The following is a 21,034-nucleotide window of genomic DNA, read 5'->3' as shown; positions in this document are numbered from 1 at the left end:
TTTGAATTCAGGGGTTTTCCGAATTTAACTTCCGATAACTCTTAGCTCTTGAAGTTGATCAAAAATGTCTTGAGTCAAATTCTCAAAACCTGTAGTCTTGGTCAGGTTGGGTTTTTCATTGTTTGTTCGAAGCAGTTTGGCATCTTGGAGTGGTTGCGAGCCCGGTCCAAAACAGCCATGTCCACTTCCAAATCTGCTTACCGCATGCTGCACCAGATTCATAATTTCTCGAATCATCTGCAAGTCAGTTTCGAAGTGACCCGAGTAGTAGTTTTCAGCAGGGCCTCCAATGGTGAATAGATCTGTATGAAGCAGTTCCACATACCCTGAGAAACCGTGAATTGTTTCAATTGTGAGAACAAGCCAGTTAGTGAAATCCCATTTAAATTGATCATTCAGAAACTTTTCGATGTCATTTGGAGAGATGATCTGCCAGTAAATTGGGGATTCCGCTGTCAGGAACTTAAGCGAGAGATTTGTAACTTCGCTTCTAGCATCAAGAATGTATTTGCTGACAGACTCTTGATTCACCCACCATTCGGGAATTAAATACACCAGCGAATTCAAAATCGAACCCGGCGCCATCCCAGTCTTTTTGTAAGAAACTAAGTGAGTAAGAATTTCGATTCATTTTCATAATTAATATGTATTGAGTAGTGAACCTTCGCGAGAGAATAAGTAATTCGTGTTCTCTACAACTTCCTCTTCGCTACACACGCCCCGGATCTTGGTCAGCTCACCGGGTGCCACTGTCGGCTGGTCCGACAGTGCGCGTGTTATCAGGCGTGTGCATTTCTTTCACTCTCTATTTCAATTTGGATTGAGACTGGTTTCTGGTCCTGTCTTGATATTTCTTCGTTCGATTTCTCTGTCAATTTCCTGCTCGCTGCGCTCGGCCCGAATTGCATTCGGGCCCACCCAGGAATTTGTTTTATTAATCATTGGTTAAGTGAGTTATCTCAGCGGTTTTTTTCCAGGATATGTGTTGGAATCCCATCCAGGCTGGTCTGGTTTTTGTCGTGCCAGTACTGGTGCAGTCCTTCGGGACCTTGCTTGGCGGCCCAGGTGGTGAGGTGTTCGCGTTCTTCGACGTAATCATAGTAGGGAACACCCATGCCGCACGATGTCTGGACCAGATCCACGTTCAAGTCAAACACCTGCCGGGCACCAGGGATGGAAGGGAAGTGCGCGAACAGTTCATCCCATTCTTCATTGTAGGGATGAATCACGCATGCCTGACCAAAGAGCCTTAAGATCAGCGGCTTGCCGGTGAAGGCACAGAACATGACTGTCATTCTTCCGTCCTCCTGAACATGGGCCGACGTCTCATTGCCACTGCCGGTAACATTGAGCCAGATCACACGATTCGGATTCAGTACTCGAAATGCATCCATGCCCTTCGGCGAAACATTGATCCGGCTCTCCGCCGTCGCGGTGCCGACGAAAAACAATTTTTGCTCACCGATGAACTCAATCAGTTTGTCGGACAGTTCGGATAACTGTTGTCCCATTGTGTGTCTGCTTTCTCAAAAAGGAGCGGGGAGAAAATTCACGGGCGAATGATAACAGACAGACCCGTTTCTGGCAAAACGGGTTCAGGGCAACAGATCAGAGTCTACTGATATTGCCGCCGATAGACGGTGGGACTGATGCCCGTCTGAGCTTTAAACACTTTCGAAAAATGGCTGTGATCATAAAATCCGGTCCGATTGGCAATCTGGGAAATCGTGTCGGTGGTGCTGGTCAACAAACGGCAGGCGGCTTGAATCCGCACATGGTTGATATAACTGGCGGGGCTCGTATGGAACAGTTTTCGAAACCGACGTTGAAACTGACTGGTGGACAGGCCGACCAGCGATGCGAGTTCCTTCACAACAATCTCACGCTGAAAATGGTCGTTGATATAGTCGAACACGCGTTGCATTTCGAGATAGGGGGCAATTGCCAGTCCCGCCCGGCGGTAATCGCGCATCATACCGACCACTCCCGCGACCTGACCGCGTTTGTCGAACAGCGGTTCCTTAATCACCTGAAACCAAGTCGTCGCGCCTTCGCCCCCCGTCACCGGGTGTACCAGATCGACCAGCGGCTCGCGCGTCTCCATTACCCGGCGGTCTTCCCGCTGATACGCTTCGGCCTGATCGCGGGGATGAATGTCAAAATCGGTCCTGCCGATGAGTTCTTGCTCGTCATCCACTTTGAGCCAGTTCAATAGAGCACGGTTATGTTTGATGAAACGTCCCTCGGCATCTTTTACCACCAGATACACATCAGGTAAATGGGCGAACAGACGGCAGGTTTGCTCGATTCCGGGGACTTTTTTAAAATACTGACGCTGGAGTGAGGCATTCATGGCGATATTTCTAAAACAGGAATGCGCCAAATATACACAAAATCGCCTCGAATTTCCAAGACGCACATGATTGGGAACATTACAATCAATGAAACAAATCGATTGTTTGTTTGATCAACCCGCGATTATCTTTCATAATGACATACACAAACTCGGCTCATTTCAAAATGGCTTACGAGGAGAAATTGATGACGAAAAACAGTGCGCTCAATCGTCGTGACTTTATTAAAACGGCTGCTGCCGCAAGTACGGTGTTCTCGGTTCCGACGATCATTCCCGGTACTGCACTCGGACTGAACGGCACCGTGGCTCCCAGCGAACGCATCATCCTGGGCGGGATCGGCATTCGCCGACGCGGCGGTTATGTCTTGAGTCATATGCTCGAACAACCCGACGTTCGCTTTGTCGCCATCGCCGATGTTCGCGCCGATCAACGCAAAACCGTTAAGGAAATGGCCGACAAACAGAACGGCGATCAGAAATGCGAGACTTATCGCGATTTTCGCGAACTGCTGGCCCGCGATGATATTGACGCCGTTTTGATTGCCACCGGCGACCGCTGGCACGCAACGGCATCCATGCTGGCGGCCGAAGCGGGCAAAGACGTCTACTCCGAAAAGCCGTGTGCGATTTCCATTGAACTCGCCCGCAAACTGCAACAGACCATTCAACGTACGGGCCGTGTTTTCCAGGCAGGTACACAACGCCGGAATGTCTCCAACTTCGCACACGCCGCCAATCTGGCACAAACGGGACAGCTCGGAAAAATTCATACCGTACACGCTTCGATCTACCAACTGATTGATCGTCATGACTGGCTACCCGCCGAACCTGAGCCCGATCCTGAAGTTGTCGACTGGAACATGTGGCTTGGCCCCGCACCGTGGCGGCCTTATAACCACGCGTACGTCGACGGCGCCTGGCGCGGGCATTACGATTTTGATTCCGGTGCCAAACTGCTCGACTGGGGCGCGCACACGCTCGATATCTGCCAGTGGGCACTCGACGCTGACAACACCATGCCCGTGACCTATGAACCCAAGGATGTTCCCAACGATAACGTCATTGAGTGCATGTATGAGAATGGCGTGAAACTCGTCATGCGGCGCAATGGCTGGATGGGGCTCGGAACTTGTCCCGTGCGCTTCGAAGGGGAAGCAGGCTGGGTCGAGACCGGTGATTCCGGGCAGACTGCTGTTTCTTCGGATCAACTTAGAGCGTCTTTACCGTCGCCCAGTTCGATTCCGGGAACGTCTCCCAAATTCCATGTGCGTGATTTCTTTAACTGTGTGAAAACCCGCTCGCAGCCGGCCGCCAATGAAGACGTGATGGCCCGTTCGCACATCGCCTGTCACGCTGCCGCGATTGCCTGGAAGCTGGGACGCAAAGTCCAGTTCGATCCAGTGACGGAAGAATTTGTGAACGATGACGAAGCGAATCGCATGCGGAGCCGCGCGATGCGGGAACCGTGGACCGTTTAGTTTCCGCCGCTGTTCGTCACACGATTTCCACTTTCATTCAATATTAATCACTTGAGGGATTTCCACTCATGTTCTCGTTCAGATTCTGTCTGCTCTGTTTGATTTCCGCCAGCCTGTTTCACTCAGCCAATCTGGTTTCCGCCGCGGAGAAATCAGAAGAAGCCGCCCGTTTGGTCAAAGTTCTGAATTCCGATGCAGGTACGTACGACAAAGCGATGGCCTGTCGTCGTCTGGCAGCGATTGGTGATGCCAAATCGGTTCCCGCGATCGCAAAATATCTGGGCGATGAAAAGTTGGCGACCTATGCTCGCTCGGCTCTGGAAAACATTCCCAGCCCTGCGGCAGACAAGGCACTGGAAGAATCACTCAAATCCGTTAAAGGAGATCAGCTTGTCGGCGCGATCAATTCGATTGGGAAACGCAAAGATGAAAACGCGACGGCAGAACTCGCAAAATTGCTCTCGGATAAAAACGCCAAAGTCGCGATCGCCGCCGCCCATGCACTGGGCGCCATTGGCACAAAACCAGCCGCAACCACATTACAGGCAGCGCTCGGCAAAGGAGATGCGAAAGTACAAAACGAAGTCGGTTTTGCCTGCCTGATGTGTGCGCGATCTCTTGCAGGAAAAGACAAGCAGTCGGCAATCGAATTAGCAGAAGCAGTCAGAAAGTCAGACCTGCCCGAAAATATCAAGTTGGCAGCGACACAACGGGCGATTGTGCTCCAGGGCAAAGCGGGCCTCGACCTGTTAACTGAAGAACTCAAGGCAAATGATCTAAAGCAATTTCGTTCTGCTCTGCAGGCGGCACGCGATCTGGGAAAAGTTTCGACTTCCACATTGATCAACGCTTATCCCAGTCTGTCCGATGAACGAAAAGCGCTCGTCATCGCCGCGTTGAGCCTTGAACACGATCCTGCAGCACTACCACTGGTGCGGGAAGCCGCCACCAAAGGCTCAGGTGCGTTGCAATTACAGGCGATCAATTCACTGGGTGAACTTGAAGTGTCTCTCGATGAAAGTGCCCAGCTCCAGGTGCTCGGCGATCTGTTTGGTCTCTTGAAACAGAACAATCCCGAAATCGGGGGTGCGGCTGAATCGGTGATTGTGAAATTCAGTTCCAGCCAGCCTGCATCCCAGGTCAAAACATTCATCGAAACCAACACACGTAAACTGGTCGAAAATGAAGCACTGCCTGAGCAACTCGCGGGTCTGCAACTGGCGGGCGAATGCCGCATCAGTTCGCTCACGCCATCCGTGCTGCAATTGGTGGGTCACTCCAATCCCGAAGTCAAACAGGCGGCCATTGCCGCACTCGGTGGCACGACATCGTCTGCCGATCTTTCGAAACTGATCGGACTCGCGTTGAAGAATCCCGGTGACGCAAACACCGGTGCCGCTCTCAAAGCCGCCTGTGCACGTTTGCCTTTAGAAGAGACTGCAAATACGCTGGCCGTTGCCATGAAAGGGGCTTCAATCGAACAACAGCAACAGTTGCTGAAACAGCTGGCAGCCATCGGCGGTGAGACGGCGCTCAAGACCGTCGTGAAAGCGGCCCGTTCCAATGAGGACGCACTGCAGAATACGGCCACGGACCTGCTCGGCAAATGGGTCACGATTGACGTCGCGCCGCCGCTCTTGGATCTGGCGAAAAATCTGGAGAACCGTAAATACAAAATCCGTGCGTTGCGTGGATACATCCGCGTGGCGCGCCAGCTCAACATGACACCCGAAAAACGGCTCGAAGTCTGCCGCAATACACTGGCGAATGCCGAGCGGAACGATGAAAAGAAACTCGTGTTCGAAGTGCTGCGTCGCTATCCGACGCCACAAGCGGTGAGTTATACAATTGAACTACTCGGCGACAAACAGCTCAACGTGCCCGCTGCTGCCACCATTGTCTCCTGGGCAGAACGCGGCACGCCCATTGAAGATGACCTGTTGTTACACGCACTGCAGCAGGTGGTTGCTACAACTTCGAATAACAATTTGAAACAGCGAGCTGCACAACAGTTGGATCGTGTGAAAGCACAGGCGAAACAGCATGAACAAGAGCTTGGCTTTCAATCTCTGTATGACGGTAAATCGTTTGACGGCTGGCACGGCAATGAAGAAATCTTCCGCATTGAAAACGGCGAGATCGTTGCCGGCAGTTTGACTGAAAAAGTCGAACGGAATGAGTTTCTGCGTTCGAATAAGGAATACGACGATTTCGAATTGAAGCTCGAATTCAAGTTACTCGGTGATAAAACCAACGCGGGCGTTCAGATTCGCACAGCGGAAATTCCCGATCACCACGAAGTCAGCGGTTACCAGGCGGACCTCGGTACCGGTTACTGGGGCTGCCTGTACGATGAATCACGCCGTAAGAAAATTCTAGCCGGCCCTGAAAAAGAAAAACGGGATTTCCCGGTTCGCATGGATGACTGGAATACCTACCGCATTCGCTGTGAAGGCCCACGGATTCAACTCTGGATCAATGGAGTGCAAACGGTCGACTTCACCGAAGAAGATCCCAGCATTCCACTCAAGGGGATCATCGCACTACAGATTCACGGAAATCTGGTGAATCAGGTGCATTATCGCAATGTGAGGCTGCGAGAGCTGTAAATCACGGTCTAACCTTGAGGAAAAACAGTTGTTCCGCCACATTTTTCAGATCCGCCCCTTGCGATAAAAGCCTCTGCCGCGAAAATAGAGAACAGGCCATTCAGCATTTTCTCAGGACCGCGGCGAGGCACGGATGTCAGAAATCCCACAAGAACTTGAAGAACTGTTTCAACAGCTCAACCCGGAGCAGCGGGCGGCTGCCTGTCACGATACCGGTCCACTGTTGATTATCGCTGGTGCCGGTACAGGGAAAACGACCACACTTTCGCATCGCGTCGCCTACCTGATTTCGCAAGGCATTGATCCCAGCCGGATTCTTTTGCTCACCTTCTCCCGGCGGGCTGCGAACGAAATGATCCGCCGCGTCGATAACCTGCTTCGCGCTTTGGGCGCGGGCCGCGAACGTTCGGTCGCGGAGGCCCGCTCGCGAAGTATCTGGGGGGGCACGTTTCACTCAACGGCGGCCCGTCTGCTCAGACGCTACGGTCAGGCGATTGGCCTGCCCGATGATTTCACCATCATCGATCGCAGTGACAGCGAAGATTTAATGAGTTCGATCCGCAGCGAACTGGAGCTGGGAAACAACGGCAAGAAATTTCCCCGTAAAGGGACCCTGCTGGAAATCTACAGCCGCTGTGTGAATACGTGTTCCAAGCTGGAGCCGATTCTGGAACAGCATTATCCCTGGTGTCTGGAGCATGTCGACGATCTCAAAAAACTGTTCCAGGCGTTCGTCGATCGCAAAGAGAAACAGAACATCCTCGATTACGACGACCTGTTGATCTTCTGGCATGCCCTCGCCGCAGATCCCGCCGGCGGCAAGCTGCTCCGCGGTCAGTTTGAAGCAGTTCTGGTGGACGAGTATCAGGATACGAACGTGCTGCAGTCGGGCATTCTGAAAAACCTCTCTCCCGAAGGGGAAGGCCTGACGGTCGTGGGCGATGATGCCCAGTCGATTTATTCGTTCCGGGCGGCGACCGTGCGCAACATTCTGGACTTCCCCCAGGCGTATCCGGGCACAACGATCGTCACGCTGGAAGAGAACTATCGCAGCACACAACCGATCCTGCAGGCGACGAACCAGATCATCGACGAAGCCCATGAACGGTACGAGAAAAATCTCTGGTCGTCGAAACTGACCGGCGAAGCACCGTTCATCGTGGACTGCAGCGACAACAACGAGCAGGCCGACTTCGTGGTACAGCAGGTACTCGAACATCGGGAAGCCGGCATTCCTCTGCAGAAGCAGGCAGTGCTGTTTCGGGCGTCGAATCACAGTCTGCCGCTGGAAGTCGAACTGGCCCGTCGTAACATCGCCTATCACAAGTATGGCGGCTTGAAGTTTATCGAAACGGCCCACGTCAAAGATCTCATGGCTTATTTACGTCTGGCGGAAAATCCACGTGATGCGGTTTCCGGCTTGCGTGTGTTAACATTACTGCCGGGCATCGGTCAGAAAAAAGCACAACAATTGCTCAACGTGCTGGCCGAATCGCAGTTCCGGTTTGATGTCTGGAGCGAATTCAAACCGCCGGCGGCGACCGTCGAACATTGGCCGCTGTTTGTGCGACTGATGAATAATCTCGCCTCGCCGCAATCAGAGAAAAAGGGCATTTCTGCTGAGGTGCATCAGGTACGCACCTTTTATGCCCCCATCCTGGATCAGCAATATGACAACGCATCGGCTCGCCAGCGCGATTTGGAACAACTGGAACAGGTCGCCAGCCGGTTCAGCAGCCGGATGAGTTTTCTGGAAGAGATCACCCTCGACCCGCCCAGCTCGACACAGGATGTCGCGACCGGCAGTGATAAGGCCGACGATGATTTTCTGGTGTTAAGCACGATCCATTCCTCAAAAGGACTGGAGTGGGACGCCGTTTATGTGCTGCAGGCGGCCGACGGCAGTATTCCTTCCGAGATGTCGCTGGAGAGTGAAGAGGAAATCGACGAAGAACGCCGATTATTTTATGTCGCGCTCACGCGGGCGAAAAACTGGCTCTATGTCTGTTTTCCACATCGTCAGTATTTCCAGAATCGACGCTGGAACCAGGCTCATAGTTACGCGCAACTGACGCGGTTTGTTTCGTCAAAAACGTTGTCCCTGTTTCAGCGACGACCGGCGTTCAATGCCGAGGACCTGGATACGCCACAGGAAGCACAAATCGAGACGACGGCGGAAGACATTCGCAAAAATCTGCGTAATATGTGGACCGCCTGACCGCGGGTTGTTCAAGACGATTCTTTTTCGTCTGCAGACTGTTCGACGTTTGGTTCGACGTCAGCCGGCTCCATGGTTGCCGACTCCGCTTGTGCCGGTTCTGCATCAGCGGGTTGGGGAACCGTCGCTTCAGCGTCTGGCGTTTCTTCGCCCGTCTCATCTTCTTCCGCAGCTTTGGCTTTGTCCCAGGGCGACTTCTTCCGTGGCGGGGGGGGACCCGGGAATTGATAGTAGGTGCATTCGATGCCGCCGTTATACAGCTTGCGGCGGCGGGCCTTTTGTCCGTAAATGCGTTCGAAGCCGGGATGCGAGGTCAATACATAAATCGACCAGGTATCCAGGGGCTTAAACACGCGTTTCATTTCGCGGTAGATGACTTCGGCGTCTTCTTTCTCTCCCAGGCGTTCGCCATAGGGAGGGTTGGTAATGATGCAGCCATATTTGCGGGGCGTGCTGAATTCGGAGAGAGGCTGATCCTGAAAATGAATGAAGTCCTCCATGCCCGCCTGTTGTGCGTGATAGCGGGCCATACGAATCATCGCGGGATCAATGTCGTAGCCTTGCAAACGAAATGCAAGATCATTGCGTTCCAGGTCGCGGGCTTCGTCGCGAGCCTCTTTCCATAGTTCCGCAGGAAACTGCTGCCAGCCTTCGCAGGCAAATTCGCGATTGATGCCCGGCGCCGTATTCGTACCGATCAAGGCGGCTTCAATGGGGATCGTTCCCGAACCGCAACAGGGATCGACAAACGCCCGCTCCCGGTTCCAGTAGCTGAGTTGGATCAGGCCGGCTGCCAGTGTCTCTTTCAATTGCGCACCGGCGGTCAGTTTACGATAGCCGCGTTTGTGCAGACTGGAGCCGGTAGTGTCGACGCAGATCGACGCTTTGTCTTTCAGAATGGCCGCGTTGACCGAATACAGGGGGCCGTCTTCAGGGAACCAGTCTTTGATGTAATGATCTTTCAAGCGTTCGGCGATTGCCTTTTTGACCATCTTCTGTGAGTTTTTGGCGCTGTTAATCTTGGAACGAACGGCGGACGCACGCACAGGGAACCGGGCCGAAGGGGGCATCCAGCGTTCCCATTCGAGATCGCGGGTTTCGTCGAACAGGTCATCGAAGTCGAGAGCCGTGAATTCACCGAGACAGATCATTACACGGTCGGCACTACGAAGCCAGAGATTGCAGCGGCAGATCGCTTCGAGATCACCTTGAAAGGTAACGCGACCGTTTTCGACGGTCTGATCCTCGTATCCCAGTTGTTTCAATTCGCGCGAAACCACCGCTTCCAGGCCAAAGGCAGAGGTGGCAACGAGTGTGAGCGGCTCAGACATACGAACAGGGTATCGCTTTCGATTTCAGTAAAACGGTTAAATCCGGTAGAAAAAGGGTCGGCTGGTGATCATACTACTATAAAACGACAACCACTGATTTCTACCCGACTTTGAATCATAGAGAAGGTTTTTACGATGCGGAATGCTCTCACCCCTCATAATCGGCTCCCACGCCGTGATTTTCTGAAACAGGCCTCACTGAATGTATTAGCGGGTACAGCACTCGCCGGCGGTTTAACCGGATTACAGGCGGGCGAAAGTAAACAGAAACCGGCCAGCGGCTACCAGCTGGGCGCGTTCACCAAAAGTTTTCAGGACATGCCGATTCCCGATGTGTGCCGGGCGTTCAAATCGATCGGACTGGACGGCCTCGATCTGACAGTCCGCCCCAAAGGCCACATTCTGCCTGAGAACGCCGAAAAGGAACTACCGGAAGCCTGCAAGGCGGCCAAAGAAGCGGACGTGAAAATTCTGTTCCTGACCACGATGATCGACGAGCCCGATAAAAACGCCGAACGCATTCTGGCGACGGCGCAGGAGCAGGGCATTGATCGTGTGAAGATCGGCTACTATCGTTACAAGCCGTTCGGCACCCTGGCCCAACAGTTGAAAGAGACGACGAAAAAAATCGGCAAGGTCGCGAAGCTGTGTCAGAAGTATGAAATTTTGCCTTGCGTGCACGTGCACTCAAACGCGTTTCTTCCTTCGCATGGAACTCAGTTATATCAGTTGATCCAGGATTATTCGCCACAGGAAGTCGGCGCGTATGTCGACATGCTGCACATGGTCAAAGAAGGGAGCGGCGATGGTTGGCGACAGGGACTGGATTTACTCGCGCCCTGGATTTCGTTATGTGCGGTCAAGAACTTTGCCTGGGAACGGGGTGAAGGTCGCGATAAACAGGGACATCAGAAATGGGAAGTGAAAACCGTGCCGGTTGCGGATGGCATTTCCCCAATCCCGAAATATGTGGCTGCCCTGCGTGAATTGGGTTACGAAGGAATCTTCTCACTGCATAGCGAGTACAAGGGCCGACATAGCTGGAAAGAACTTTCAACGCAGGAATGCCTGGCACAGACGGCCGTCGATGCGAAGTATTTCCGTTCGCTGTGGTCGTAAGTTTGATTGAGACTCAAAACCAACTGAGCGCCATTCCGCTCATGGTGGGGGCGCGTTAGATGTTTACCAAATTAGCGACTGCAGCAATCTGTCTCATCGTGATTCTGTTCGGACTTGATGTTCATGCGGCTGAGCAACCGAACGTGATTTTGATCATGTGCGACGATCTGGGCTGGGGTGACACCGGCTTTAACGGAAACAAGATCATTAAGACGCCGCACCTGGATGCGATGGCGCGGGCGGGGATGATTCTCAGTCGGTTCTACGCCAGCGCGCCGGTGTGCAGCCCGACGCGCGGGAGCTGTCTGACGGGCCGCAATCCGTTTCGGTATGGGATCGTGCACGCCAACACCGGACACATGAAGCCGCAGGAACAGACGCTGGCGGAATCATTGAAAGCCGCCGGATATCGGACGGGGCACTTTGGCAAATGGCATTTGGGTACGTTGACCAAAACAATCCGCGATTCGAATCGGGGCGGCCCCAAAAATATCGATCACTTTTCGCCCCCCTGGGAAAACGGATTCGAAGTCTGTTTCTCGACCGAAGCGAAAGTTCCCACTTGGGACCCGATGCGAAAACCAAAAGGGAAAGCACCAAGTAAAGGTTGGGCGGCGTTGACCGACGACAGTCCGAGTCAGGCGTATGGCACCCACTATTGGAACGATAAGGGCGAGATCGTGAAGGACAATCTGAGCGGCGATGATTCGCGCGTGATCATGGACCGTGTGATTCCCTTTGTCAAGCAGAGTGCGAAAGCGCAGAAGCCGTTTTTCTGTGTCATCTGGTTTCACACGCCCCATCTGCCGGTGGTCGCCGGTCCCCGCTATCGGGCGATGTATGCGAAACACGATTTGTACCACGCGAACTACTATGGTTGTATCACGGCCATGGACGAGCAGATCGGACGCTTACGGGCTCAGCTGAAAGAGTTCAATGCCGCTGAAAATACGATGCTCTGGTTCTGTTCCGACAACGGCCCGGAAGGCAATGCGAGTGCGCCCGGATCGGCGGGACCGTTTCGAGGACGCAAACGGGATTTGACCGAAGGGGGTATCCGTGTGCCGGCGCTGGTGGAGTGGCCGGGCAAAATTACCCCCGGCACCGAAACCAGTTTCCCCATGGTCACCAGTGATTATCTGCCGACGATTCTGGCTGCCGCCGTGTTGCCTGTTCCAGAAAAGCGTCCCCTGGATGGAATCAATTTACTCCCCGTGGTTCAACAGAATCTCAAGGAACGGACAGAGCCCATTGGATTTCAATTTCAAAACAAAGCGGCCTGGATGACGCACCGCTATAAGCTGTTACGCACGGGAAAAAGGGCGAAGGCACAATATCAGTTGTTTGATTTACTCGCTGATCCGGGTGAGACGACCGATGTTTCACAGGATTACCCCGCGCTGGTGAAACAATACCGAAACGACCTTGAGAGCTGGATTAAATCCTGTGACAACAGCAATCAGGGAAATGATTATTAATCAATTCGATTCTGCAAAAGAACTGACTTCGATAGAAAGAACACCATGTTGAATCTGAAAGTGCTCTTCAGTGTTACCTTTGTTTTATTTTTTCTCGTGACAACCCGCGTCAACGCGGTGGAGGAAATGCGGCCGAATATCATTCTGATCATGGTCGACGACATGGGCTTTTCCGATCTGGGCTGTTATGGTGGAGAGATTGAAACGCCCAATCTTGACGCATTGGCGGCAGGGGGTGTGCGGTTTTCCCAGTTCTATAATACGGCTCGCTGCTGTCCCACCCGGGCGACCTTGATGACAGGCCTGCATCCGCATCAGACGGGAATCGGCTGGATGACCAATCCGCCCGGTAACACGCGCGGCGAGACGAAGCCCCCTTCCTATCAGGGTTATCTGAATCGACAGTGTGTGACGATTGCCGAAGTGCTGCAGTCCGCCGGTTATGCGACCTATATGACGGGGAAGTGGCACCTCGGGTTTAACGCGAAAGATCGCTGGCCTTTGCAGCGTGGTTTTGAAAAATACTTCGGCTGTATTTCGGGGGCAACCCGTTTCTTTTATCCGGAGGAGCCACGGGGGATGACGCTGGGAAATGAGCATATTAAAACGCCCCCCAGCACAACCGACCGTCGTTTTTATACGACCGATGCCTTTACCGATTACGCGATTCATTTTCTGAAAGAACATCAGCAGAACTCAACACAACAGGAGAAACCGTTTTTCCTGTACCTCGCCTATACCGCGCCGCATTGGCCGCTGCAGGCACATGAAGAGGAGATTAAAAAATATCGCGGCAAATATCGGATCGGTTGGGACGAGTTACGCAAACAGCGACTGGCAAAACAGAAGAAACTCGGTCTGCTGCCGGCGGACACCAAACTGTCGCCACGCAATGAAGCGGCTCCCGCGTGGGACTCGCTGGATAAGCAGAAACAGAACGAGATGGATCTGAAGATGTCGGTCTATGCGGCGATGGTGGATCGCATGGATCAGAATATCGGCAAACTGGTCGACTGGCTGAAAGCGAACCAGCAGTATGACAACACACTGATCCTGTTTTTGTCGGACAATGGTGCGTGTGCCGAAGGTCCTGCGCTGGGACGCGGCCGTTTTATGAATCCGAAAAATCGCGATCAAGAACACAGCAACAGTTACGGCAAAGCCTGGGCCAATGCGTCGAACACGCCGTTCCGTTTGTTTAAGCATTATGCTCATGAAGGGGGAACCTCGACGCCGTTCCTGATGCACTGGCCGGCGCAAATTCAGCCGCGCAAAGAATGGTACACGGAGCCAGCACAGCTGATCGACATCATGCCGACACTCGTGGATGTGGCGGGTGCGAAATATCCCAAAACCTATGCCGGTAATGAAATCCACGCACTGGACGGCGTTTCTCTGCGACCGGCAATGCAGGGCAAACGTCTGAATCGTGCGGCGCCCCTCTTCATCGAGCATGAGAGCAACGCCTTCGTGCGCGACGGCGACTGGAAACTGGTCGGACGGGGCGTTTCGCCAGCAAAAGGATTCCAGCCCCAGAAGTGGGAACTCTATGATGTGAAACAGGACCGCACGGAATTGAACAACCTTGCGAAAGAGAAGCCGGAGATGGTTTCGGACTTGTCAGCCCAATGGCAGGCATGGGCCAAACGGGTGGGAGTGTATCCCAAGTAAGGGGCCACAAAGATTGTAGGGGGAGACCCATGTGTCTCCCCGCCTGTCATATGATCAAATATTTCTAAATCGTTCGAATGGAACCTATCAGACCGTGCGAACGCAGACGTTGTGATCAACGCGTACCGCGCGGGTCGACACATGGGTCGACCCCTAGTGCGCCTGCAAGCGCATTGAATCAGCGAAGTGAAAGTCCTTGCCGAAGTTTGACCTGAACTTCGTAACAGAAGGTAACTGCGTTCTCGTGAGAGGAGGTGGAGAGCAACCGGATGTGAACGACTAGTCCGTAGGATAACGAACTCGATTCGGCTTTTCGTTGTGGTGAGCCAGCTAGGGAATGGCGAAGCCCAAGTGACGTCGTGCGAAACTCTGCCGAGTGGGTGCGGGACCGCTGCCAGCGGTTCCGCGACGGTCAGCCCCGTGGTTCAAAACCAGGTCGGTCCCGGGGGCAACGAGGGGTGGTTGGAGACGGAATGGTCTGAAGGTTTGATGTGATGAAGCAGGGAGACCTGCCCGATCTTAAGGATGGCGTTCATGTGCCGGATTCCGGATTCTCTGGAGCCGACCGGTACGAAGAGCCAGTTGGGTAGGAGTCAGAGCATCCATATTAGCGAAGAAGCGGGGTAACGCCCGTGGAGCAAAGGGATGCAGGAAGGTAGATGTGGAATGAACCGAAACAGGGAACAAAAACCGACGCGAGTGCCGTTTGCGGCTAAACAAGTCGGAGAAGCTTCGTCCCGCTGGGACTGGGTAGAACCATGTGTCTGGACAGACCGCATGTTGACGGCCCTCGAAACGGGGGTGAAAGGAGGCCAATGGTTCAGTCTGATCGATAAAGTCGATCGTGATCGAAATTTGTATCAGGCGTTTCGTAGAGTAGCCGCCAACGGCGGTGCAGCTGGTGTGGATCACGTCAGCTGCGAACGCTTCGCCGAGCGATTGATCCCGAACCTGAGAAAGCTGTCGCAACAACTGCGGGAAGGAAACTACCAACCGCAGGCAATCCGGCGACAGTGGATTCCCAAGCCGGGGAGCAGGGAACTGCGTCCTCTGGGGATTCCCACAGCTCGGGATCGGGTGGTGCAGACCGCATTACGCCAAGTGCTGGAACCAATCTTCGAACGGGATTTCGCCGAGCAAAGCTATGGTTTCCGTCCCGGGCGCGGCTGTAAGGATGCGCTACAGCGTGTCGATACGCTGCTCGAAAGCGGTTACACATATGTGGTGGATGCAGATTTGAAGAGCTATTTCGACACAATTCCCCACGATAAGTTGATGAATCGGGTCCGGGAGAAAATCAGCGACGGCCAGGTGCTGACGCTGATCGAGATGTTTCTGCGTCAACAGATTCTAGATGACCTTGCCGAATGGACTCCCGATCGTGGGAGCCCCCAGGGAGCGGTGATCAGCCCGTTGCTCAGCAACATCTATCTCGATCCCCTCGACCATTTGATGGCGGGAGCCGGAATTGAGATGGTCCGTTACGCAGACGACTTCGTGATTTTGTGTCGAACTCGGGAAGACGCCGAGCGAGCTTTGGAGATGGTGCGGCAGTGGACGGCGGAAGCCGGCCTGACGCTGCATCCGGACAAGACTCACATCGTCGACATGGCCGAGGGGAGCTTCGATTTTCTGGGTTACACTTTCCAGGGGCGTTATCGCTTCCCTCGAAAGAAAAGTCTCCAGAAATTCAAAGACTCCATTCGGCAGAAGACGAGGCGGACGAACGGGCATAGCCTTCAATGCATCATTGCACAGCTCAACCCGACGCTACGTGGCTGGTTCAATTATTTTCAACACTGCCAGCCTTCCACGTATACCATCCTGGATCAGTGGGTTCGCATGCGTCTGCGAAGTATACTTCGGAAACGTCGTAAAGGCAAAGGTCGCGGACGAGGACACGATCATTTACGCTGGCCCAATGCTTATTTTGCCGAACAGGGACTGTTCTCCTTGAAACAATCCCATGTTCTGGCCAGTCAATCCTCGCAGAGGTAAAACTACCAACCGGAGAGCCGGATGCGGGAGAACCGCACGTCCGGTTCGGAGGGAGGGGGGACCGGAAGCAACCGGTCCTTCCTACCCCTATCGATTCCTGCATGGAGCCAGTTTAATCCTGTGCTTTCATCGGTCGCGGGAATTTTGCTTCCAGCAGTTTGACTGCAGCCTGAAAGGCTTTTTTGTCGGTGGGCTGGTCGGCGATGTTCGTGTTCTCTTCGGGATCGATGATGTGATCGTAGAGTTCTTTTGCTACGACGTTGCCCGTTTTAAAGTCACGCCATTCCGTATAGCGATAGCGGGGCGTGCGGACGGAGACGCCCATAAATTCGGGGCTCTTTTTGTAATAGGCGGGTCGCGGGTGCTGCGTGTAAGCCGCTGGTTTCACCGTTTTGGTGGGATCGTTCAAAATGGGGACCAGACTCTTGCCTTCCAGCTTGGCAGGGGAAGGTAACGCGCAGAGATCTACCAGCGTCGGATACATGTCGATCAATTCGACCAGCGCTGCGGATGTCTTTCCCGCCTGTTTCATGTTCGGTGTTGAAATCATCAAAGGGACGTGCGCGTCGTTTTCAAAATTCGATGTCTTGCACCACAGGCCATGCTCGCCCAGGTGAAATCCGTGATCGGACCAGAAGACGATAATTGTATTGTCTCGTAACCCCTGACGATCCAGTTCCGCGAGTACTTTGCCAATCTGCGCATCGAGATAACTGATGCCCGCCAGATAGCCGGTGCGGAGCTCGATGATTTCCTCTTTCGTCAGTTTCCCCTTCGCGCTGCGCAGCAGTTCCTGGCCGTTATGCAAAGCGACAGCCGGCACATTTTTCGGGGGTTCTGGATTTGCAGCGACAGTAATCGGACTATCGTCATACAGATCCCAATACTTTTTCGGTGGGTTAAAAGGCAGATGTGGTTTCCAGAAGCCGACCGCCAGGAAGAACGGCTCCTGTTTCTGTTTGACTTCTTTGAGTGCTTGAACCGCCAGATCGGCAATCCGTCCGTCGAAGTAAGCAGAGTCGGGAACGTCACGGCACTCGGTTCTCGACATCTTCGAGAAATTCACAGGTAGTTCACGATTATTGTTCAAAACCGGTTTGTCGCTGCCATGTGTGGCGTAATGCATCACCGCGGGCACGCTCCACGATGTCGGGTCTCCCTGGATGTTCTGACGCCAGTTATGGAAAATTTTGCCAATGTTCTGAGTGAAGTAGCCCTGCTGCTTGAACAGTTGAGGCAGTGTGACGATGTCTGGTTCCACTTCGCGAAAGTGTGTGGGCAGATCCCAGATCTTAAGACTGTCCGGGCGGCGGCCCGTCATCAGTGAAGCCCGCGACGGATTGCACAACGCCTGTTGACAGTACGCCTGCTTGAAGAGCACGCCTTGCACTGCCAGTTGATCCAGGTGCGGTGTCTTCACCAGCGGATGTCCGTAACAGGCGAGGTCACACCGCAGGTCATCGGCGGCGATGAACAGCACGTTTGGTTTATCAGCCGCGGCGGCATCGAAACAGAGGGCAGGGCAGACTGTTACGAGTAAAGCGAGCAGCAACAATGAGAAACATCTGCCGGGCCGTTGCATGAGATATGACTTTCTATAAGCAATGATTGTGGGAAGAGTTAGCGTTTCTTTCATTCTGAAGACTCGCGGGCGTCGTTGCAACAGCAGAGATGTCTGGCAGGCAGGTCCTTGTCGGATTTTCAAAAAAATGATTGACAGTAAAATTTAATTGTATTACTGTGTTGATACAGTTTGTTGTGAGGACATATGATGCAAATTCAATTATCAGAAGCGGATGGCACGCCTTATTACCTGCAGGTAGCGAACCAGGTCAAGTTCTTGGTGGCGTCCGGGCGGCTGGAGCCGCATGAACAACTCCCCTCGGTGCGCGGTCTCGCGCAGCAATTGACGATCACGCCCAATACGGTGGCTCGTGCGTACCGTGAGCTGGAAGCGGAAGGAGTAGTGATCTCGAAACGCGGCGCCGGCGTTTTCATCTCGAATGGCGTCTCCCCCCTGTCGAATAAAGAGAAGCGCCGCATTCTGAATGAGCGAATGGATGCACTGCTGACCGAATCGCGTCAGTTAGGCGTGGATGAAGAAACCCTGTTGAAGTTACTACGTCAGCGAAGCCAGAAGTTTGATTTATATAAAGAGGTCGAAAAATGAGCGAGCATGTGATTGAGATCAGTGATTTAAGTCGTCGCTTCGGGAAAAAACAGGCATTGGATAACGTCAGTCTCTCTGTTCCGGAGGGAGCCGTGTTTGGTTTAGTCGGTGAAAACGGCGCCGGCAAAACAACGCTACTCAAGCACGTGCTCGGTTTCCTCAAGCCCCAGCAGGGAACAGTGCGGGTGTTTGGCCTGGATCCGGTCGCCGATCCACCGGGCGTGTTGGGGCGAATTGGTCATCTTTCCGAAACACGAGATCTGCCGACGTGGATGACGATTCGCGAACTGTTTGAATTCACGCGTGCCTTTTATCCCAAGTGGGATCCCGTCTACGCCGAAGAACTGCGGATGATGTTCGAACTCTCCCTCAATCAAAAAGTGCCTACCTTGTCGCGGGGGCAGCTGGCACGGGCTGGACTGTTGTTGGCACTGGCACATCGGCCACCGCTGCTGGTGCTGGATGAACCTTCTTCCGGCCTGGATCCGGTGGTCCGCAAAGACATTTTGGATGCCATCATTCGCACTGTGGTCGATGAAGGCCGCACGGTCTTGTTTTCTTCACATCTGTTAGACGAAGTGCAGCGCGTCTCCGACCGGGTTGCGATCCTCGATCAAGGAAAAATACTGCTGACGAGCCCGCTGGATGAAGTATTGGTCTCACATTATCAATTGACGGTCAGTTTTCAGGAACCGCAGCCGTTCTTCCCTGAACTGGAGGGGGCACTGACCTGGTCCGGCTCGGGACGGGAATGGAAAATCATCTGTAACGGTCAGAAGCAGGAACTGGAAGTCGCCTTGCAGGAACTGAAGGCAGAAATTCTGGAACAGGCCGCCCCGACACTGGAAGAAATATTTGTTGCCCGCATGAAGTCGGCCGCACGATCGTCTTTTGAGGAATAAGTCCCATGGAAAATTCTTTCTTTGTAGTGACAAAAGTGTTTGGAAGACGCGTCTGGTGGCAAGCGTTGCTGGCGGTCGGTTTTCTGATAATGATGCCCCTCTCTGCTCGTGACGGCTTGAACTTCCATGGGAACCTGTTTTACGAAGGAGAGGGTAATCCTTTCGATTATTTCTTTTCCTTTGTCAGTTTTTCATGGTTGTTGTTTATTGGGATCTGCATCCATGCGTTCCGGGACTGTCGGAAGTTTATTTTTGCACTCCCGCTATCTTCGGCGTCCATGGCCAGTTGGCTGATGCTGATCTCGGCAGGGTTTGTCGTGTTTTTAAGCCTGTTAACGAATGGGCTGTACCGGGTTCTCTTTTTTGATCAGAACTGGCTGAGTGAGTATTGGCCTGTGCTGGGCCCTACCTTATTTGTAACTACCCTGGTCATTGTCGGGCATAGTCTCTATTGGAATTTTCAGTCACAGAGTTTCTCAAAATTACTGTTTTCGGCCGCGGTGGTCATCGGACTGGGTTGGTGGTTTGCATCCCGTTTTTTTCCCAATGGAATCCAGAAACCGATCGTTCCCTGGTGCAGGGTCACACTGTCAGAATATGCGACGATGCTGGCTGTAAGTCTGGGGGCCTGGTGGCTGGGAGTCGCTTCCTTTAAACGTGTCCGTTGTGGGGATGCAAAACCGAGTCGGCCGTGGGAGCAGATCTCGCTCTGGGTCAATGGTTCCATCAATGGCACACAGACTGTGGATGTGCCTGTTTGTCTGTCAAAAACAGCCTCTCTCGAGCAACTGCACTGGCGTCAATCCTGTTCCGGGGCAGTCAGGATGGTGGGAATCGCGCTCGTCATTTTGCTGAGTGTCACTATTCTTGTCAGTCTGACGCAAAGTGGCCCTGATTTGAAATTGTTTCATGAAACCTCATCATTTGCATTGTTTCTGTTCTCGGGCATCAGTGCAACCCTGCTCGGGTTCTTTCTGGGTGAAAGTCTAGTGAATAAGGAAAAAAGAGAACTGATACCCGCTCTGGCGAACGCACCTTTCTCTGATCAGGTTTTAGCTTCTGCGTTACTGCGGAATTTGACGAAGTCGATCGGATTACTGTTCGCCTTCCTGTTACTCAGTCTGGCATTGGGTTATCTGGTTGCTGAGTTCATCTTCAAGTATGATGTCATCCGATGGAATGAGGGGCTACCAGTTCTTCAGAGCGTGGGATTCAAAGTACTAGTTGCGCTCGCCGTCTTTTGGTGTATTGCAGCAAACCTGGTCTCTCTTTTGTGGACCGGTCGGAACTGGTTCATGATTTCGGTCGTTGCGTGCATCACGGTTCTCTCCTTTGTCGGCACGCCTCTTTATATATTTGTGGCCCCTCGCGATTGGCAACCGCAGGTCGGGCAAATGATTCTCTCACTTTTAACGCTGCTTATCATCAGTGGCAGCGTGGCTGCTTTTGTGATGGCACTCCGCAAGAACTTGATCCGTTTTAGAACGGTTGTGGGATCTGTTCTGTTCATTGTGGTGACCACACTGTTGTTCTGGAATGTCTGGAATTCACACCCCCAGGTTCTCAGAGTGTTCTGTTCCTCGTTGTTCCTGCTGCTTGTGATACCGTTTGCGACAATTCCCCTGGCGGTGTCGTGGAACCGGCATCGCTGAGCCGAGTCATGAAAAATTTGAACCAAACGAACGTTGTTTTATAACAGAAAGA

Annotated in this window: 16 protein-coding genes; 11 read left to right on the top strand and 5 right to left on the bottom strand. The window is 53.2% G+C overall.

Going from position 1 to position 21,034, the window contains the following annotated elements:
• Positions 1 to 24: 24 nt before the first annotated feature.
• From Enr17x_RS27435 to Enr17x_RS27425, 3 genes are all read right to left on the bottom strand, one after another.
• Entirely contained in the window at positions 25 to 585 is a 561-nt protein-coding gene (locus Enr17x_RS27435; protein ID WP_145313318.1) for a hypothetical protein, read from the bottom strand.
• 374 nt (positions 586 to 959) lie between these two features.
• On the bottom strand, positions 960 to 1,511 hold the full coding sequence (locus Enr17x_RS27430; RefSeq protein ID WP_145313316.1) for a pyridoxamine 5'-phosphate oxidase family protein: 552 nt from the start codon (positions 1,509 to 1,511) through the stop codon (positions 960 to 962).
• A gap of 104 nt (positions 1,512 to 1,615) precedes the next feature.
• Entirely contained in the window at positions 1,616 to 2,353 is a 738-nt protein-coding gene (locus Enr17x_RS27425) for an AraC family transcriptional regulator (protein ID WP_145313314.1), read from the bottom strand.
• 188 nt (positions 2,354 to 2,541) lie between these two features.
• On the opposite strand from Enr17x_RS27425, the gene Enr17x_RS27420 reads away from it, so the two are divergent.
• From Enr17x_RS27420 to Enr17x_RS27410, 3 genes are all read left to right on the top strand, one after another.
• On the top strand, positions 2,542 to 3,834 hold the full coding sequence (locus Enr17x_RS27420) for a Gfo/Idh/MocA family protein (RefSeq protein WP_145313313.1): 1,293 nt from the start codon (positions 2,542 to 2,544) through the stop codon (positions 3,832 to 3,834).
• Between the two features lie 68 nt (positions 3,835 to 3,902).
• On the top strand, positions 3,903 to 6,443 hold the full coding sequence (locus tag Enr17x_RS27415) for a DUF1080 domain-containing protein (protein WP_145313311.1): 2,541 nt from the start codon (positions 3,903 to 3,905) through the stop codon (positions 6,441 to 6,443).
• Between the two features lie 133 nt (positions 6,444 to 6,576).
• Positions 6,577 to 8,661 carry an ATP-dependent helicase gene (locus Enr17x_RS27410; RefSeq protein WP_145313309.1) on the top strand — a complete coding sequence of 695 codons (2,085 nt, stop codon included), beginning with the start codon at positions 6,577 to 6,579 and terminating at the stop codon, positions 8,659 to 8,661.
• An 11-nt stretch (positions 8,662 to 8,672) separates the two neighbouring features.
• Here Enr17x_RS27410 and Enr17x_RS27405 read toward each other — a convergent pair whose 3' ends face one another.
• A complete protein-coding gene (locus Enr17x_RS27405) occupies positions 8,673 to 9,992 on the bottom strand; it encodes a THUMP domain-containing class I SAM-dependent RNA methyltransferase (protein ID WP_145313307.1) in 1,320 nt (439 codons plus the stop codon).
• A 135-nt stretch (positions 9,993 to 10,127) separates the two neighbouring features.
• Here Enr17x_RS27405 and Enr17x_RS27400 point away from each other — a divergent pair, with 135 nt between their 5' ends.
• From Enr17x_RS27400 to ltrA, 5 genes are all read left to right on the top strand, one after another.
• Positions 10,128 to 11,111, top strand: coding sequence for a sugar phosphate isomerase/epimerase family protein (locus Enr17x_RS27400; protein ID WP_145313305.1), 984 nt, complete (start codon positions 10,128 to 10,130; stop codon positions 11,109 to 11,111).
• A 59-nt stretch (positions 11,112 to 11,170) separates the two neighbouring features.
• Positions 11,171 to 12,589, top strand: coding sequence for a sulfatase family protein (locus tag Enr17x_RS27395; RefSeq protein WP_145313303.1), 1,419 nt, complete (start codon positions 11,171 to 11,173; stop codon positions 12,587 to 12,589).
• Between the two features lie 45 nt (positions 12,590 to 12,634).
• Positions 12,635 to 14,260 carry an arylsulfatase gene (locus tag Enr17x_RS27390; RefSeq protein ID WP_145313301.1) on the top strand — a complete coding sequence of 542 codons (1,626 nt, stop codon included), beginning with the start codon at positions 12,635 to 12,637 and terminating at the stop codon, positions 14,258 to 14,260.
• A gap of 321 nt (positions 14,261 to 14,581) precedes the next feature.
• Positions 14,582 to 14,755 carry a hypothetical protein gene (locus tag Enr17x_RS29795; protein WP_198000726.1) on the top strand — a complete coding sequence of 58 codons (174 nt, stop codon included), beginning with the start codon at positions 14,582 to 14,584 and terminating at the stop codon, positions 14,753 to 14,755.
• A 171-nt stretch (positions 14,756 to 14,926) separates the two neighbouring features.
• On the top strand, positions 14,927 to 16,258 hold the full coding sequence (gene ltrA / locus Enr17x_RS27385) for a group II intron reverse transcriptase/maturase (protein WP_198000725.1): 1,332 nt from the start codon (positions 14,927 to 14,929) through the stop codon (positions 16,256 to 16,258).
• 112 nt (positions 16,259 to 16,370) lie between these two features.
• Here the strand turns inward: ltrA and Enr17x_RS27380 are convergent, their stop codons facing one another.
• Entirely contained in the window at positions 16,371 to 17,840 is a 1,470-nt protein-coding gene (locus tag Enr17x_RS27380) for a sulfatase (RefSeq protein WP_145313299.1), read from the bottom strand.
• Positions 17,841 to 18,026: 186 nt separating this feature from the next.
• Here Enr17x_RS27380 and Enr17x_RS27375 point away from each other — a divergent pair, with 186 nt between their 5' ends.
• The 3 genes from Enr17x_RS27375 to Enr17x_RS27365 are packed head-to-tail and all read left to right on the top strand — an operon-like array spanning position 18,027 to position 20,982.
• Positions 18,027 to 18,428: a GntR family transcriptional regulator gene (locus Enr17x_RS27375; RefSeq protein ID WP_232100874.1), complete on the top strand. Its 402-nt coding sequence runs from the start codon at positions 18,027 to 18,029 to the stop codon at positions 18,426 to 18,428.
• Positions 18,425 to 19,330, top strand: coding sequence for an ABC transporter ATP-binding protein (locus tag Enr17x_RS27370; protein WP_145313297.1), 906 nt, complete (start codon positions 18,425 to 18,427; stop codon positions 19,328 to 19,330). The genes Enr17x_RS27375 and Enr17x_RS27370 overlap by 4 nt, the downstream gene beginning before the upstream one ends.
• Before the next feature lie 5 nt (positions 19,331 to 19,335).
• Positions 19,336 to 20,982 carry a hypothetical protein gene (locus tag Enr17x_RS27365; RefSeq protein ID WP_145313295.1) on the top strand — a complete coding sequence of 549 codons (1,647 nt, stop codon included), beginning with the start codon at positions 19,336 to 19,338 and terminating at the stop codon, positions 20,980 to 20,982.
• The last annotated feature ends 52 nt before the right edge of the window (positions 20,983 to 21,034 follow it).

The organism is Gimesia fumaroli (assembly GCF_007754425.1).
Taxonomy (GTDB): Bacteria; Planctomycetota; Planctomycetia; order Planctomycetales; family Planctomycetaceae; genus Gimesia; species Gimesia fumaroli.
Note: the sequence above shows the minus strand (reverse complement) of the source record. Positions and strands in the feature narration are given on the sequence as shown.

Bases quoted from the DNA above. Each gene is read 5' to 3' on its own strand.
- Enr17x_RS27370 (WP_145313297.1), top strand. From the start codon at position 18,425: ATGAGCGAGCATGTGATTGAGATCAGTGATTTAAGTCGTCGCTTCGGG.
- Enr17x_RS27415 (WP_145313311.1), top strand. From the start codon at position 3,903: ATGTTCTCGTTCAGATTCTGTCTGCTCTGTTTGATTTCCGCCAGCCTG.
- Enr17x_RS27425 (WP_145313314.1), bottom strand. From the start codon at position 2,353: ATGAATGCCTCACTCCAGCGTCAGTATTTTAAAAAAGTCCCCGGAATC.
- Enr17x_RS27430 (WP_145313316.1), bottom strand. From the start codon at position 1,511: ATGGGACAACAGTTATCCGAACTGTCCGACAAACTGATTGAGTTCATC.
- ltrA (WP_198000725.1), top strand. From the start codon at position 14,927: ATGAACCGAAACAGGGAACAAAAACCGACGCGAGTGCCGTTTGCGGCT.
- Enr17x_RS27410 (WP_145313309.1), top strand. From the start codon at position 6,577: ATGTCAGAAATCCCACAAGAACTTGAAGAACTGTTTCAACAGCTCAAC.
- Enr17x_RS27435 (WP_145313318.1), bottom strand. From the start codon at position 585: ATGGCGCCGGGTTCGATTTTGAATTCGCTGGTGTATTTAATTCCCGAA.
- Enr17x_RS27380 (WP_145313299.1), bottom strand. From the start codon at position 17,840: ATGCAACGGCCCGGCAGATGTTTCTCATTGTTGCTGCTCGCTTTACTC.
- Enr17x_RS27405 (WP_145313307.1), bottom strand. From the start codon at position 9,992: ATGTCTGAGCCGCTCACACTCGTTGCCACCTCTGCCTTTGGCCTGGAA.
- Enr17x_RS27390 (WP_145313301.1), top strand. From the start codon at position 12,635: ATGTTGAATCTGAAAGTGCTCTTCAGTGTTACCTTTGTTTTATTTTTT.
- Enr17x_RS27420 (WP_145313313.1), top strand. From the start codon at position 2,542: ATGACGAAAAACAGTGCGCTCAATCGTCGTGACTTTATTAAAACGGCT.
- Enr17x_RS27400 (WP_145313305.1), top strand. From the start codon at position 10,128: ATGCGGAATGCTCTCACCCCTCATAATCGGCTCCCACGCCGTGATTTT.
- Enr17x_RS27395 (WP_145313303.1), top strand. From the start codon at position 11,171: ATGTTTACCAAATTAGCGACTGCAGCAATCTGTCTCATCGTGATTCTG.
- Enr17x_RS27365 (WP_145313295.1), top strand. From the start codon at position 19,336: ATGGAAAATTCTTTCTTTGTAGTGACAAAAGTGTTTGGAAGACGCGTC.
- Enr17x_RS27375 (WP_232100874.1), top strand. From the start codon at position 18,027: ATGATGCAAATTCAATTATCAGAAGCGGATGGCACGCCTTATTACCTG.